This window comes from Nonomuraea sp. NPDC004580 (assembly GCF_040609855.1).
GTDB lineage: Bacteria > Actinomycetota > Actinomycetes > Streptosporangiales > Streptosporangiaceae > Nonomuraea > Nonomuraea salmonea.
The window spans coordinates 17,384-31,175 of sequence record NZ_JBEXLH010000054.1 but is presented as its reverse complement, the minus strand read 5'-3'; the positions used below and the strand labels follow the sequence as shown (position 1 = coordinate 31,175).

The 13,792-nt window shown below is 72.6% G+C and carries 11 protein-coding genes; 3 read left to right on the top strand and 8 right to left on the bottom strand.

Features of this window, described 5'->3' with window-relative positions:
* The first annotated feature begins 122 nt into the window (after nucleotides 1-122).
* Entirely contained in the window at nucleotides 123-1,832 is a 1,710-nt protein-coding gene (locus ABZW11_RS36170) for an exo-alpha-sialidase (RefSeq protein WP_355427431.1), read from the top strand.
* Between the two features lie 68 nt (nucleotides 1,833-1,900).
* Here the strand turns inward: ABZW11_RS36170 and ABZW11_RS36165 are convergent, their stop codons facing one another.
* The 4 genes from ABZW11_RS36165 to ABZW11_RS36150 form a co-directional block, all read right to left on the bottom strand.
* Nucleotides 1,901-3,019 (bottom strand): PRC and DUF2382 domain-containing protein, encoded by a 1,119-nt coding sequence (locus tag ABZW11_RS36165; RefSeq protein WP_355427428.1) that lies wholly within the window; start codon nucleotides 3,017-3,019, stop codon nucleotides 1,901-1,903.
* A gap of 120 nt (nucleotides 3,020-3,139) precedes the next feature.
* Entirely contained in the window at nucleotides 3,140-3,763 is a 624-nt protein-coding gene (locus ABZW11_RS36160) for a hypothetical protein (RefSeq protein ID WP_355427425.1), read from the bottom strand.
* Between the two features lie 254 nt (nucleotides 3,764-4,017).
* Nucleotides 4,018-4,569, bottom strand: coding sequence for a DUF4142 domain-containing protein (locus ABZW11_RS36155; RefSeq protein WP_355427422.1), 552 nt, complete (start codon nucleotides 4,567-4,569; stop codon nucleotides 4,018-4,020).
* A 421-nt stretch (nucleotides 4,570-4,990) separates the two neighbouring features.
* Complete coding sequence (locus tag ABZW11_RS36150; protein ID WP_355427419.1) at nucleotides 4,991-5,245, bottom strand: hypothetical protein; 255 nt, start codon at nucleotides 5,243-5,245, stop codon at nucleotides 4,991-4,993.
* Between the two features lie 136 nt (nucleotides 5,246-5,381).
* Here ABZW11_RS36150 and ABZW11_RS36145 point away from each other — a divergent pair, with 136 nt between their 5' ends.
* On the top strand, nucleotides 5,382-6,362 hold the full coding sequence (locus ABZW11_RS36145) for an acetylxylan esterase (protein ID WP_355427416.1): 981 nt from the start codon (nucleotides 5,382-5,384) through the stop codon (nucleotides 6,360-6,362).
* A gap of 57 nt (nucleotides 6,363-6,419) precedes the next feature.
* On the opposite strand, the gene ABZW11_RS36140 is transcribed toward ABZW11_RS36145, so the two are convergent.
* The gene (locus ABZW11_RS36140) at nucleotides 6,420-6,707 is read right to left on the bottom strand and encodes a Fe-S cluster assembly protein HesB (protein ID WP_355427413.1); all 288 of its coding nucleotides are present in this window, start codon (nucleotides 6,705-6,707) and stop codon (nucleotides 6,420-6,422) included.
* Nucleotides 6,708-6,826: 119 nt separating this feature from the next.
* Between ABZW11_RS36140 and ABZW11_RS36135 the strand changes: the two genes are divergently transcribed.
* Complete coding sequence (locus tag ABZW11_RS36135) at nucleotides 6,827-8,002, top strand: methyltransferase domain-containing protein (RefSeq protein WP_355427410.1); 1,176 nt, start codon at nucleotides 6,827-6,829, stop codon at nucleotides 8,000-8,002.
* A 46-nt stretch (nucleotides 8,003-8,048) separates the two neighbouring features.
* Here the strand turns inward: ABZW11_RS36135 and ABZW11_RS36130 are convergent, their stop codons facing one another.
* The 3 genes from ABZW11_RS36130 to ABZW11_RS36120 all read right to left on the bottom strand — a co-directional run bounded on the left by ABZW11_RS36130 (nucleotide 8,049) and on the right by ABZW11_RS36120 (nucleotide 13,790).
* A complete protein-coding gene (locus tag ABZW11_RS36130) occupies nucleotides 8,049-8,510 on the bottom strand; it encodes a pyridoxamine 5'-phosphate oxidase family protein (protein ID WP_355427407.1) in 462 nt (153 codons plus the stop codon).
* A 50-nt stretch (nucleotides 8,511-8,560) separates the two neighbouring features.
* On the bottom strand, nucleotides 8,561-12,679 hold the full coding sequence (locus tag ABZW11_RS36125) for a hypothetical protein (protein ID WP_355427405.1): 4,119 nt from the start codon (nucleotides 12,677-12,679) through the stop codon (nucleotides 8,561-8,563).
* A gap of 127 nt (nucleotides 12,680-12,806) precedes the next feature.
* Nucleotides 12,807-13,790: an NAD(P)-dependent alcohol dehydrogenase gene (locus ABZW11_RS36120; RefSeq protein WP_355427507.1), complete on the bottom strand. Its 984-nt coding sequence runs from the start codon at nucleotides 13,788-13,790 to the stop codon at nucleotides 12,807-12,809.
* Nucleotides 13,791-13,792: the final 2 nt, after the last annotated feature.

Sequence of the window (13,792 nt, the reverse complement as noted above, 5' to 3'; positions counted from 1 at the left end):
CGAAGGTGGGTAGCGCCGTGAACCGCCGACTTCCCGCAGGTGAATGCCGGGTTACGCGCTGTCGATGATCTAAAGTTCGCTGGGGTGCCGACGGTCGTGGAAGAGAGCCGGGGAGCGAGCGCGTGCTGGTGCCAAGATCCATGGTCGTGGGCCTGTCGATGGGCATGTCGGCGGCCCTCGTACCGGCCGGATGGCCCGTCAAGGCGGACGGCGGCCCCGGTTACTGCGTGCTACCGGAACACTCCCTCCAGTCCGGGGCTTACCTCATCGATACTGCTTCCTCACTGGGCTGGATCCATCCGCATCCCGCGCCCCTCGCGCCGGAGCCCACGAACACCGAGCGGCTCGACTTCGCCGGATTCCCCAACGTGTCGGCGCTCGACGTCACGGGGCCGCGTGGCCGGCCCGCCCGCAAGGTCATCACCACGTTCACCACGAACGTGGACCGGGTGGTCGTCCTCACCAGCTCGGCGGCCGTCTCCGACGACGACGGGCGCACGTTCGGCCCGGCCGGTCCCACGCCGCTGCGCGAGTCGCCGGTCGAGCTGCTCGACGGCCGGTTCTTCGCCACCGAGTACTATCCGCACCGCACCGGGCCGCACACCGCGCGGCTCGGCGTGCTCACCTCGTCGGCCCTCTCCGACGGCGAGAGCTGGCTGCGCTCGGAGTCGACGCTGGTCACGCCGGGCGACCTGCTGCCCGGCGGCGCCGCGCACGGCACGCCGCTGCAGCTCGCCGACGGCACGATCCTCATCACCGTGTACTCCCGCTACGCCCCGGTGGACGCCTACCAGGCCGAGGTGTACGCCAGCGGCGACGGCGGCCGCACCTTCGTCAGGCGCGGGGTCATCGCCGAGCCGGGCGGCGGCTTCCAGTTCACCGAGGCCGCGATCGCGCAGGCGGTGGACGGGAGCCTGGTGGCGGTGCTGCGGCGCGACGGCGGGCCGTACGCGACGCTGTGGCAGAGCCGCTCGCCCGACGGCGGCCACACCTGGACGCCGGCCCGCGAGCTGCGCTTCGCCGGGCTCGACTGCGTGGTGCGCGGCGTGGCGCCACGGCTGCTGCTGATGCCCGGCGGCACGCTCGTGCTCAGCGCGGGACGGCCGGACAACTGGCTCGCGGTCTCGCCCGACGGGCTCGGCGAGACGTGGCGGGAGCCGCGGGTGACGTACCACAACCGCGACGGCATCTGGGCCGCGCACGGCTCCTCCGGCTACACCGGGCTCGCCGCCGTGGGGCCGCACCGGCTGATCCAGGTGTTCGACAACTGCAAGCTGCCCGGGGTGCGGCCCAGCGGGCTGCTCGACGAGACCGCCTGCCCGGCGCACGGGCGCTTCGAGCACGGCGGCTGGTACGCGATCAAGCGGCTGCTCTTCGACGTCGCCGTCCCCGGCAGCCGGATCGACCTGGCCGACCTGCGGCGGCGGGGCGAGCTCCAGGTCTCCACCACCATGCGGTGGACGAGCCCGTACCGGCCGCGCACCGGCCCAGGCGGGGCGTTCGACGGCAGCACCGGCTACTGGTCGAGCGCGGTCGCCGCCGGGCCCGGCCGGTACGTCCTGCGCTTCTCCCGGCCCCGGACCATCAGCCGCGTCGGGCTCAGCCTCCGGCCAGGACATCCCGCTTCGGCCCGCGTGTACGTCTCCCAGGACGGACGCACATGGGGCCCGCCGGTGCTCACCGTCAAGGATCGGACCGACTACGCGCTCCGGTACGCGACGGTCGGGCGGACCGCCCGATACGTCAAGGTCGTCCTACCGGCCGCGCCCCAATGCGACGCGGAGATCGGATCCGAATGCAGCATGCTGAACGAGATCGAGCTCTATTCCTGAGCCCTTTCCCGGCTTTTTTCGAGACGTTTGTGGAAACGCCGGGCGGCGGCCGCCCGGCGCATTCCCTTTCACCGCCGCGGCGGGAACCCGTCGCCGCGGCCGTATCCCCCGTCGTCCCTGGCCGGGCCCTCCTCGTCGATCTCCAGGCGCTCTCTGCGGATCTGCCCCTCGACGATCTCCTCGTCCTGGACGTCCTGCTTGTGCACGTGAATGCGCTCGACCGGGACGGTCTCCTTACCGATCACCGGGCGCTCCTCGTGCAGGATCATCTCGCGATCCTCTGCGCCTATCTCGTACGTTCCCGACAATCCGGCGTCGCGAATGTCCTCGCGCTCTATGACGACTTCCTCGTGCGAGAGCGGGACCGATTCCCGGACGTCTTCCGTTTCCACGTACTTGTGCAGGCGTACGCGGCCTGACTCTCTGCTCTCCTTGCCGATGTGGAGCTGCTCCTCCGAGCGCGTCATGTCGATGTCGCGGTCCTCGGCGAAGCCGCCGGTCTCGCCGGCGAAGCCTCTGGGCTCATCGGTGAAGCTTCTGGGCTGGTCGGTGAAGCCTCTGGGCTGGTCGTCTCTCATGCCCATGGTTCTGCCGCCGGGCATCAGGCCGGGCTCGTCGGTCGTGCCGGGCGTGTCGCCGATGAGGCGGTCGGACTCGTCGAGGCTGTCGGACCTGTCCATGTCGGACATGCCGGACCCCATGCCCAGCCCTGCGCCCGTCCCCGCGCCGGCTCCTGTGCCGGTTCCTGTGCCGGTTCCTGTGCCGGGCTCGTCCATGAGGCCGGGGCTGCCGGCGGCCAGGCCCTCGCGGTTCTCCGTGGCGAAGCCCTGCCGCTCGCCGGCGTCACCGAAGTCGGCCGGCCGCTGGCGCGGGACGTCCGTCGGCTGCATGCCGTAGTAGCGGTAGAGGTCGGTCTCCTCATCGAGGGACAGGCGGCCGTCCACGTCGATGTTCGGCGCCCCCTTGATCATCTCCTTGTCGAAGGGGACCCGGATCTCCTCGCCCGAGCGGCGCGCGCCCTGGAGCGGCACGAAGGTCTGCTTCATGCCGAAGAACCCCGTGCGTACGGTCACCCACTCGGGCTCGCCGGTGCGGTCGTTGAGGTAGACCTGGCCCACCTTCCCGATCGACTGTCCGTCCGACCCCACGACATGGCAGTCGAGCAGGTTGCGGATCTCTGTGTTCATAGCCACGACGATCCCCCTGATGTGTTCGTCCTGGTTCAAAGGGGACAAATACCCCAGATCACCGCAAAGCCGTACAGATGTTGGCCACGTTTCGGCCTATTTCACGGAACGGCTCTCGGGTCATTCACCGCCGTCGCCCAGCTTCGCGCCCCTGCCGCGCCTCGACCCCGCGTACGCGGCGCCGCGCAGCACCTGCAGGCGGCTCGCCGGACGCAGGTACGGGACGCTGTTGACGAGCGGGTCGAAGGTCAGGTCACCGTCCGGCAGCGCGGTGTGAATCCGCAGCCTGCCCAGGTACCGCGCCCCCGCCCACAGGTGGAACACCAGGTCCCGGCGCTCCAGCACGCCCGGCAGCTCCGCCGGATCGACCGGCACCCGCCGTCCGCCCTCCGGCCGGGCCACGATCCGGCACCGCTGCCGCCCGCAGTAGTAGGAGGCGAGCGTGGAGTAGGGGCCCGAGGTGAAGCCACGCCTGGGCACCGGGACGAACCCGTACCCGGTGGACAGCAGCAGGTCCACGCCGTTGGGCAGGCGTACGGCGAGGCCCAGCACGTCGGGCAGCCGGCCCGGCAGCGACACACCCTTGGACAGGCGTACCGGCACCTCGTGCTCGCCATGCCCTCCGAGCAACTCTGACTCCACGGTGAGCGTCGCCCGCAGCAGCAGCCCACGCGGATGCAGCGCCCGCCCCCGCCGCACCACCGCCACCTGCCGCGCCACCTGCCGCGCCACCACTGCGGCCACGACCCCAAGCTTTCGCGCGACCTCATCCGCCCCGCCATGCGCGCCCTTCCGCGCCGCGCCACCCTGTCCCTTACGAGCCGCGACGCCTGTCCCACTGCTCGTGGCCCTGTCCGCCGCGGCACCCGCTTCCCCGCTCGTGGTGCCGTCCGGGGCGGCGCCCGTCCCACTGCTCGTGGCGTTGCCCGTTGTGCCGTCCGTCCCCCTGTCCGTCCTGCTCATCGCTCATCGCCTCCTTCGCGGTTCGTCGTGCTCGGTCAGCCGCCGCTCTGGGCTTTGCGCAGGGCCTTGAGGTGGTGTTCCAGGGACGGGGCCGCCGTCTTGGCCAGCGCCACCACCGCCGGCGCGGAGCCCTTGGAGATCTCGGTCTTCGTGGCGTTCAGCGCCTCGCGGTGCGCCTTGATCATCCCGGACAGGAAGTCCTGGTCGAAATCCTGCCCGCTGACCTCCCCGATGCGGTCCAGCAGCTCGTGCTGCTCCGTCGACGGCGAGGTGGGCAGGTCGATGCCGAGCTGCTCCGCCGTCCGGGTGACCTGGGTGTCGAGCTCGGTGTGGTCCTTGACGAGCATCTCGCCGACCTGCTTGATCGGCTTGGTGGTGGCCTTGCCCTGGGCCAGCCGCCCCGCCTGGACCTCCGTCAGGTTGGCCTGGTGGATGGCCCGCATCCAGGTCTTGTCCTGCTCGGACGGCTGCTCGCCGGTGGGCCCTGGCACGGCGGCGGCGCTCTGCGGCGGCGGCTGCTGACCGGAGCAGCCGGTCAGGACGGCGAGGGCCACGGCGGCGAGTGGAAGGGTCAGACGTGTGCGCATGAGGCTTCCTATGACGGAGTGATACATCTCACGCACAAAGCGTAATCGCCGTTCAGAGCCCCACCCGGCACCCCCGCATCCACAGGCGCGCCTCCCGCCGCCGCGTGCGCCGCACCTCCTGATCATCCGGACCGTCTGCCCGGCCCGGCCACCGCGAAACCCGGAGGCTCCTGCGCCGTTTCGCCCCTCTTTGGGGTGGATTGCACTAACGTCCCCTGCGTGGCTTCAGTCGCCAGGCTGGCAGGGCGGGTGGTGGCGGGCGCCGGGGTGCTGGCGCTCTCGCCGGTGCTGGGGCCGGCCGGACTGGCGGGGACCGCGATGGTGGGGGCGCGGCCGGTGGTGTTCGCGGTGGCGGGGCTACCGTCCGCTCACCGCCGACGAGGACGAGACCCCTCCCCCGGGCTTCAATCCCGCTTAGAGGTCAGGGGAGGGAGTCGCCGAGGCGGAGGTGGAGGCGGGGGCCGTGGCGGGCGGTCTCGCGGATGGTCCACACGCGCTCATCGATCACCGTCCCGTTCGCGGTCATGTATCCGCCCATCCGCAGCACCGGCCGGCCCGTGTGATCGTGGAGCAGCTGGGCGCGGGACTCGGAGTCGTCGCCGAAGAGGACGAGGAAGTCCTGCGTGTCCGCGGGCGCGTCGAGGACCAAACCGGGGCGAAGGTGAGAGTAGGGCACCTGGATAACATGTTCCGTCACAAGTCAGCGCCTACCCAGATATGACGCCCTCAGTGGAAAAAGCACGCGGGATAGCGCTTTCCTCGGCTTTGGGGTGAAATATCAGGAACCTCTCTACACAGCTGGAGTCACCAACGTGCCACTGTTCGACCTGCCGCTCGAGCACCTTCGTTCCTACCTCCCCGACCGTGACGAGCCCGCCGACTTCGACGCGTTCTGGACGGCGACCCTCGCCGAGGCCGGGGAGCACGACCTGTCCGCCGAGTACGTCCCGTACGACCTGCCTCTGGCGGGCGTGGACGTGTTCGACGTGTCGTTCGCCGGCTGGGGCGGGCACCGCGTCAACGGCTGGTTCCTGCTGCCGAGCGGCGCACAGGGGCCGCTGCCCTGCGTGATGCACTACATCGGCTACAGCGGCGGCCGCGGTTTCCCGAAGGACCACCTGCTGTGGCCGGCCGCCGGGTACGCGGTGTTCGTGATGGAGACGCGCGGCCACGGCGGCGCCAACGTCAACAGCCCCGGCGTCACCGGGGACCCGCACGGCTCGGCCGGCGCGCAGGCGCCCGGCATGATGACGCGCGGCATCCTCGACCCCGCCGACTACTACTACCGGCGCGTCTTCACCGACGCCGTGCGGGCGGTGGACGCGGCCGCCGGGCATCCCGCGGTGGACGCGAGCAGGATCGTGGTGGCGGGCGGCAGCCAGGGCGGCGCCATCGCGCAGGCCACGGCCGCGCTGCACCAGGGCGTCAAGGCGGCGCTCATCGACGTGCCGTTCCTGTCGCACTTCAGGCGGGCGGTGGAGATCACGCCGCGCGACCCGTACCAGGAGCTGGTGCGCTACCTCGCCACCCGCAGGGACGCGGCCGACCAGGTGTTCCGCACGCTGGCGTACTTCGACGGGATGAACTTCGCCGCCCGCGCCCAGGTGCCCGCGCTGTACTCGGTGGCGCTGATGGACGACGTCTGCCCGCCGTCCACGGTGTTCGCCGCCTACAACCACTGGCAGGGCCCGAAGGAGATCAACGTCTATCCGTGGAACAACCACGAGGGCGGGGGCGGCTATCAGTCGGAGGAGCAGGTGCGCTACCTGCACAAGCTGCTGTCCGACGGCTGATCGGGTCAGGAGGGGACCCCGCCGCGCCCAAGTCGCCTCGGGCGCGGCGGGGCCGCCTCAGGCGGACTGCTCGGTGACCAGGAACGACACGCTCCCTTGGTCATCGGCTCCGGCGTCCAGGGACTTGTCCTCCAGCACGGTCGCCGCCACGGGGTCGAGATAGACTCGCGCGCCCTCCGACTCGACCACCGCGTCCGCCGGTTCGGGGGCGGTGGCCAGGGTAAGGGTGAGCGAGCTGGCGCCCTCTCCCTGAGACGAGATGCGGATCCCGCTCTGGGAAGGCTCGGGCGCCGCCGCGGTCAGATCGCGGATCGCCTGGGCTGCGTTGGCTGTCAGGGTGAGCACTACGGCTCCTCCTCACGTTCGACGTTCAGGAATTGCCTGCCCTTCCCTCCACACCGCGCCTCAACCCTCTCTGACGGCTTTCTTTACCCGGAACTCGGGTCGCGGTGGACAATGAGCCCATGGATCTCACCGGCCTGCGGGAGAGCATGGTGACGCGGCTCACAGAGCGTCAGGAGGTCGGCGAGCGGGTCGCGGCGGCCATGCGCGCGGTACCGCGTCACCTGTTCGTGCCGCACGTTCCGCCCGAGGACGCCTACCGCGACGAACCCATCGTGACCAGGCGCGACGCCGAGGGGCGGCCGACCAGCTCCTCGTCCCAGCCCGCCATCATGGCCGCCATGCTCGACCAGCTCGCCGTACGGCCCGGAGACCGGGTGCTGGAGGTCGGGGCGGGCACCGGCTACAACGCGGCGCTCCTGGCCGCGCTCGCCGGTCCTGAGGGCCGGGTGGTGTGTCTGGACATCGACGCCGACGTGGCCGCCGAGGCGCGGGCCCATCTGGACGCGGCCGGGCTGCCGGGGGTCGAGGTGGTGTGCGGGGACGGCGCCGAGGGGCACCCCGAGCTGGCCCCCTACGACCGCCTGATCGCCACCGTCGGCGTCTGGGACCTCGCTCCCGCCTGGACGGCCCAGCTCGCCCCCGGCGGGCGCCTGGTGGTGCCGCTGGACCTTAACGGCATGCAGGTGTCGGTCGCGATGGAACGCGACGGCGACCACTGGACGAGCCTGTCGGTGGTGCCCTGCGGCTTCATGCGCATGCGCGGCCCGTCGGCGGGCCCCGAGGTGTTGGCCGTCCTCGCTCAGAACCCGGACGTGCTGCTGGCCCTCCCGGCACCCCGCGACCTGGGCGACGTGTCGGCGGCACTGGCCACCGAGCCCACCGAACTGCCCCTGACGGCCGTGATGGACGAACCCGCCGCACCGCCGGAGGGCCCGGCGGGTGATGGTCCGGCGTGGGAGGCCGCCGTCGCGTTCCGTACAGGGGTGCCGATGTGGCTGGCGCTGCACGAGCCGCGCTGGTGCACGCTCATGGGCGACGGCCACGGCTTCTGCGCCGGGCTCGTGGAGCCCGGCGGCATCGCGCTCCTCCCCCTGGACGGCGACCCCGTCGCCCGCGGTCACGGGCGCGACGGGGAACGGCTGGCGGAGGAGCTGACCGCGCATGTGCGCGCCTGGACGGCCGCGGGCCGCCCGCAACCGACGGGCCTGCGCATAAACGCTCACCCTGCCGGCGCGGCCGTCTCGGGCCCGCTCATCCTCCGCAAGCGCCACACCACCCTGACCCTCTCGTATTGAGGCGATCGCATGGGTCTGAGCGGGAGTGCCCGGTCAGGCCCGGTGCTCAGGAAGTGACCGTCCAGGTGCCGTCGCGGAGCAGGGTGCGACCGGCGAGCTCGTTGGCTTCGCGCCACGCCTGGAGGCGGCGGGGCGTGATGTGGAAGTAGTAGTACGACTCGGGCTCCTTGCGGGGGTCGAAGCCGGCCTTGGCGGCGAACGCGTCGCCGACGTCGGCGGGCAGCTCGCCGGCCGGCGTGGCGCGGGCGGCGCCCTCCACCAGCACCACGTCGCGCACCAGGCCGATGCCCACCCGCGCCTTGCCGTTGGCCAGCAGGTTGCGGGCGGTGGGGCTGGCGCCGGTGGTGGCGACGACGATCGACTCGCCGTCCCAGAGGAACGACAGCGGCACCATGTACGGCGTCCCGTCCGCACTGGCGGTGGCCACCCAGGCGTCCACGTCGTGTTCGAGACGGTGCAGGGTGTCCTGCTTGCGCTGTTGCGGGGTGCGTGGGGCGGGCGTGGACATGCGTACCTCTCCTGTCGGACGGGATCTAGCCCGCCATTATGGACGAGAACCTAGCGGTCGGACGTCCGGGAGGCGGGCCGGTCAGCGCCGCAGGAGCCGGCGTCGAGCCCGGCCACCTTCCACTCCGCCCCGGGGAACGGGCTCATGAAGTGCGTCAGCAGGTCCACCGCGTAGTCGGGCACCTGACCGCCGGGGTCCAGCAGCGACACCATCTGGGGCCCGTCGGCGCCGCGCAGCGTGATCGTGTTCGCGGCGCGGCCCCCGGCGGCGAAGCCGGGTTTGGCGTCCACGCTCACGCAGGCCAGGCTGATGCCGGCGGCCTTGACCTCCTGCTTGTGCCCGACGGGCCGCATGCGCTGGTCGTAGCGGCGCAGGGCGAGCGAGGTGGCGGGGCCGATGCGGACGGACTCGCGGAAGGCGTCGGCGCCGACCTTGCGGCTCAGCTTGATGTCCAGCTTGACGTCCGGCCGCAGGTCGACGCCCTTGGCGGCGATCTTGAGAGTGCCGTACGACCCCTCGAAGCCGGGGGCGACGTATCCGAGCGCGGCCGGCGCCTTGAGCCCGAACGGGATCCTGCCGGGCCGCAGCCGCAGCCACGACATGCGGGAGATGCTCAGCGTGACCTGCTCGACGGAGCTCTTGCGCACCCCGAACCGCCCGCCGACGTGGTACGTGAGGAACCCGCCCGTGGAGGGCACCTCCTTGTGCACGGCGAGCTTCTGCGCGGGCACGGCGTCGACGCGCAGCCCGCCGCGCACGGTGATGCGCCCGGTGGGCACCGGCTTGGAGACGAGGTCGAGCGACTGGTCGGGGTTGAGCCTGACGGTGGTGTCGGCGGACAGGTCGCGGACGGCGAAGGCGACGTCGCCGAGCCGCCCCGACGGGTCGATCAGGCCGCCGTCGACGCTGAGCCGGCCGTCGAGCGTGTTGACGTTCCCGATCGCCTTGTAGGTGACGGCCGGCACGCTGAGCCCGGCGGCGGAGGCGTCGGCGTCCACGCCGAAGACGGCGGGCACGTCGGAGAAGCGCAGCTCGCCGGTGCCCTTGCCGGGCAGCGTGACCTTGGCGCTGAGGTGCTCGACGGGCGCGGAGTTGGTGACCCTGATGCGGGTCTTGGCGCCGTACGTGCCCTGGAAGGCGACGGAGGCGGGTACGGGGTCGATGGCGAGGTGGCCGCGCAGCCCGGCGGCCTCGGCCCGCACGTCCAGCTTGCCGAGCGTGGCGGCGGGCTCGATCCGGTACGCGGCCTGCACGGCGTTGCCCTGCGCCACCGTGATGGGCCCGAGCGACATGCCGGTGATCTTCTCCGGCAGCCCGGTCAGCCTGGCCCTGGCCTTGACGGGCACCGGCGACAGCACGTTGCTGGCGAGGTAGACGTCCAGGGTGCGGTTCTTGGGCCGGAACCCGGAGAAGCCGAAGGTCTTGCCGCCGAGGTCCACCGAGACCTGCTCGGGCAGGCCGCTGACGTCGATGTAGCCCTGCAGGCCGAAGCAGCCGCGCTGGGCCACGCAGAAGGCGCCCTGCGAGCAGCCGGGACGCCCGGGGACGCAGGCGCCGTCCACCAGCGACACGCCGCCGGTCACGGCGGGGGCGGCCCGCATGCGGTCGAGCGCGGCGGTCTTGCCGAGCCAGGCGCGGGCGCGGACGTCGAGGCGGGTGCCGGTGTAGGTGAGCTTGCCTCCCTCGGAGGCGACGGCGAGCCTGCCGGGCACGGGTCCGACGGTGCCGATGAGGCCGAACCGGTCGTCGCCCCGCCGGATGTCGGCGTCCACGGTCATGGTGCGGCCTCCGGCGTCCAGGCCGGCGGTGAAACCCTGTGCGGCCGGGGTCAGCTCGACCTGCTTCAGCCTGGTGACGCGGACGCTGGCGTCGAGGTCACCGTTGGCCTGGTCGTAGTGGGCGGCGAGGTGCGGGCCCGTGGGGGCCGTGGCGCGGTCGTGGTTGGTGAAGGCCACCTCGGCCGACCCGACGGGCCCTGACACGCCGCGGAAGCGGTAGGAGCCGCCGTCCCAGGAGGCGTCGAACTTGGCGGGGACCCCGGTGACCTGGGCGGCGGCCCTAACGTACCGGTTGCCGGCCTTGACCCTGGCCAGTGCGGTCACCTTGGTCACCGGTCCGTCGGAGTCCCAGGTGAGGGTGTGGGCCTTGGTGTCGGCGACGAGTTCTGCGCGCTTGCGCACGCCTTCGACGACGGCGCGCACGTCCTCGCCGGACGGCGTCGTCACGTGCGCTTTATTGGCATAAATCCGTACGGACCGCACCTTGCCGGAGCTCTCCACCTTGACCGTCGAGCGCTCGCCGAGCGCCCACGACGCCTGCACGTCGTCCCGCACGCCGAGCACGGTGCCGTCCACGGTGGGGCCCGACTTGAGGTTCGCGTACGCGGCCCGCAGCGTGCCGATGGCGCCCCCGGCCCGGTAGACCGCCTTGCGGGCGGCGGGGTCGAGGGTCACGTCCACGGTGGCGGGCGTGTTGGACAGTTCGAGCCGGGCCACGTGGGTGCGGTCGATGCTGGCGGCGCCCACGAAGGGCCCGCCGCCCGACGCGGCGTCGAGGTGGGCGTGCGGCGTGGCCCCGTACGTGACGTCGAACCCGCGCAGCCCCGACAGCCGCCCCGACACGCCGACGGCGGCGCCGTCCTTGATCATCGTGACGTGGCTGCCGCGCGGGCTGGAGATCGCGCCGCCGCCGCGCTGCAGCACCAGGCCGAGATCGCGGATGGGGGCGCTGGAGGTGTGGGTGACGCGGTGCGCGGCCACGTCGTTGACCACGCGGACCTTGGCGGGCAGCGCGCTCAGCTCGGCCTTGATCACGGTCTGGCCCGCGGCGCGGTCGTAGAAGACGAGGCTGGCCGGGCCGGAGGTGCCCTTGGCCGTGGCGGTGGAGAGCGTCTGCTTGTTCTTCGCCGAGCGGTACTGGGCGGTGAAGGCGGGCGGCAGCCGGTCCATCTCGGCGCGGATGACGCGGGACAGGCGGCCGTCGCGGTAGACGAGGTCGTCGAGCACGGCCCGGCCCACCGTGGTCGGGCTGGTGAAGCTGACCTTGCCGCCGGACACGCGCACCGCGGCGCGGGTGCCCATGCGGTCGAGCACGGCGTGGGTGAGGCGGCGGCCGTTCACGGCGAGCGCCTCGAGCCTGGCGGGGCCGGAGGCGGCGACGTCGAGTGAGGGCTCGCCGAGGGTGGCGTTCACGGTCAGCTCGGGGGTGGCCGGGGTCTGGCGCAGGCTCACGGAGGCGCGGCCGGTCAGCCCGGCGACGAGCGCGGCGGACGCGCCGGGCTCCTTGCGCTTGACGACGGCCTTGACCCGCTTGCCCGCCAGGTCCACGGTGAACGTGCCCTTGTCGGACGCCGACAGCGACGACCCGCGGCGCAGGCCGTCGAAGCCGACCGAGACCTTGCCGTCGTACTCGGCCCAGACCTGCGCCTTGAGGCTCTGCCCCGCGAGGCGCTTGACGGCGAACGTGACGCCCACCGAGCCCTGTCCCGGGTTGGCGACGGGCACCAGCCCGGCGACGAGGTCGGGCTTGTCGTCGCCGGTGACGTCGGCGGCCACCGGCACGCCGACGGGCTGGCGGATCGAGCAGGACACCGGCACCTCGGCGCTCTCCGCGCACAGCCGGTAGGTCACCCCCGACACCGCTTTCGACGCCGACTTCGAGGTCTGGGGCAGCACCTTGGTCGTGGCCTTGCCCAGCAGCGCGCCGAGCCCGTCGAAGCCCTTGGTCACCGACTCCAGCGGCTTGGCCAGGCCCAGCGGCTTGGCCTGCGAGGTGTCGGGGAGCACGTCGCCCGCGTCGGGCGCCCCCTTGCCGAACCCCTGCTGCTCCTGCACGGCGGCGGCGCCGGAGGTGACCTGGCCGACCAGGCCGGGGCCCGCGGGCGTGGTCACCTCGGGCGCGGCGGGTCCCACCCGCTGCTCGCCGGCCGGTCGCAGCGCCAGCGAGGGCTGCTTCTGGACGTTGACGACGGCGGCCGGCGGCTCTTCCACGGCCTGTACGGGCTTGGCGCCGGCGGACAGTGCCTGCTGGAGCGGGGCCTGCTGAAGCGGGGCCTGCTGGAGCGGGGCCTGCTGGAGCGGGGCCTGTGCCTGGGCCGGCTGTGGCACGGCGGTCAGGACCGTGCCTGCGATCGTCGTCGAAGCGAGCACGCGCAGGAGGGCGTGCGGCATTGAGCGTTTCCCCCGACCTATCTCGGTTCATCCCATCAGAAACATTGGTCACGAGATGACCACATTTCCTCACAACCCGTCAAACCCCGCCCGACGTGGGGCTCCAATTTTTCTCCGGGGGTGGGTTTCACCGCTGGTCAGGGGCCAGAGCGGGGTTCTGGACGACTTTGACGACGATCTTGCCGCGCACGCCGCCCGCCTCCAGTGCCCGGTGCGCGGCGGCGGCCTCCTCCAGCGGGAAGACCCGGTCCACGGCCGGCCGCACCTCGCCCTTCGCCACGTGCCCGGCCAGGTCGCTGAGGAGCCTGGTCGTGGGCCGGCCGCTGAAGGCGCGCACGCGGGCGCGGCCGTGGCGGGCGGAGGCGGCGATGTAGGCCAGCGAGGGGACGAGGCGGCGAAGATCGAACGCGATCGCCACCATGCGCCCGCCGGACGCGAGCAGCCCGCGGTAAGCCGGGTGCTCGGTGCCGACGGTGTCGAGGACCACGTCGAAGCGGCCCAGCTCGGACGGGGTCGTGGTGGCGTAGTCGTACGCCTCGTGCGCGCCGAGGCCGCGGACGAAGTCCAGCGTGCGGGCCCCGGCGAGGGCGGTGACGTGCGCCCCGTACGCCCTGCCGAGCTGTACGGCGATGTGGCCCACGCCGCCGCTGCCACCGCGCACCAGCAGCCGCTCCCCGGGGCGCAGCCCGGCCTTGTCGCGCAGGGCGGTGATGGCGACCGCGCCCACGGGCAGGGCCGCCGCCTCGACGAGGTCGATCCCCTGCGGCACCAGGGCGATCTGGCGGGGGCGGACGACGACGTACTCGGCGAGGCTGCCGAACGTCCTGCCGAGCGCGCCCCACACCCGGTCGCCCGCCCTCGGGCCGGTGGCGCCGGGGCCGAGCGCGGCGACCTCGCCGGCGAAGTCCAGCCCCACGCGCTTCGGGAAGCCCCGGCCCATCAGATCCGTGACCAGGCGCAGCTCGCCCGCCCTGCCGTGCAGTTCGCCGCCGTTGACGCTGACCGCGTGCACGCGCACCAGGACCTCTCCTGGGCCGGGGACCGGCTTGGGCAGCGTGCCCGCGTACAGGACCTCGGGCGGGCCGTATCGGTCGAACAGGACCGCGCGCATCG

Coding starts and splice junctions, on each gene's coding strand:
- ABZW11_RS36130 (WP_355427407.1), bottom strand. CDS start 8,510: ATGTCCACGCCCGCCCCACGCACCCCGCAACAGCGCAAGCAGGACACC.
- ABZW11_RS36155 (WP_355427422.1), bottom strand. CDS start 4,569: ATGCGCACACGTCTGACCCTTCCACTCGCCGCCGTGGCCCTCGCCGTC.
- ABZW11_RS36165 (WP_355427428.1), bottom strand. CDS start 3,019: ATGAACACAGAGATCCGCAACCTGCTCGACTGCCATGTCGTGGGGTCG.
- ABZW11_RS36120 (WP_355427507.1), bottom strand. CDS start 13,790: ATGCGCGCGGTCCTGTTCGACCGATACGGCCCGCCCGAGGTCCTGTAC.
- ABZW11_RS36135 (WP_355427410.1), top strand. CDS start 6,827: ATGGATCTCACCGGCCTGCGGGAGAGCATGGTGACGCGGCTCACAGAG.
- ABZW11_RS36125 (WP_355427405.1), bottom strand. CDS start 12,679: ATGCCGCACGCCCTCCTGCGCGTGCTCGCTTCGACGACGATCGCAGGC.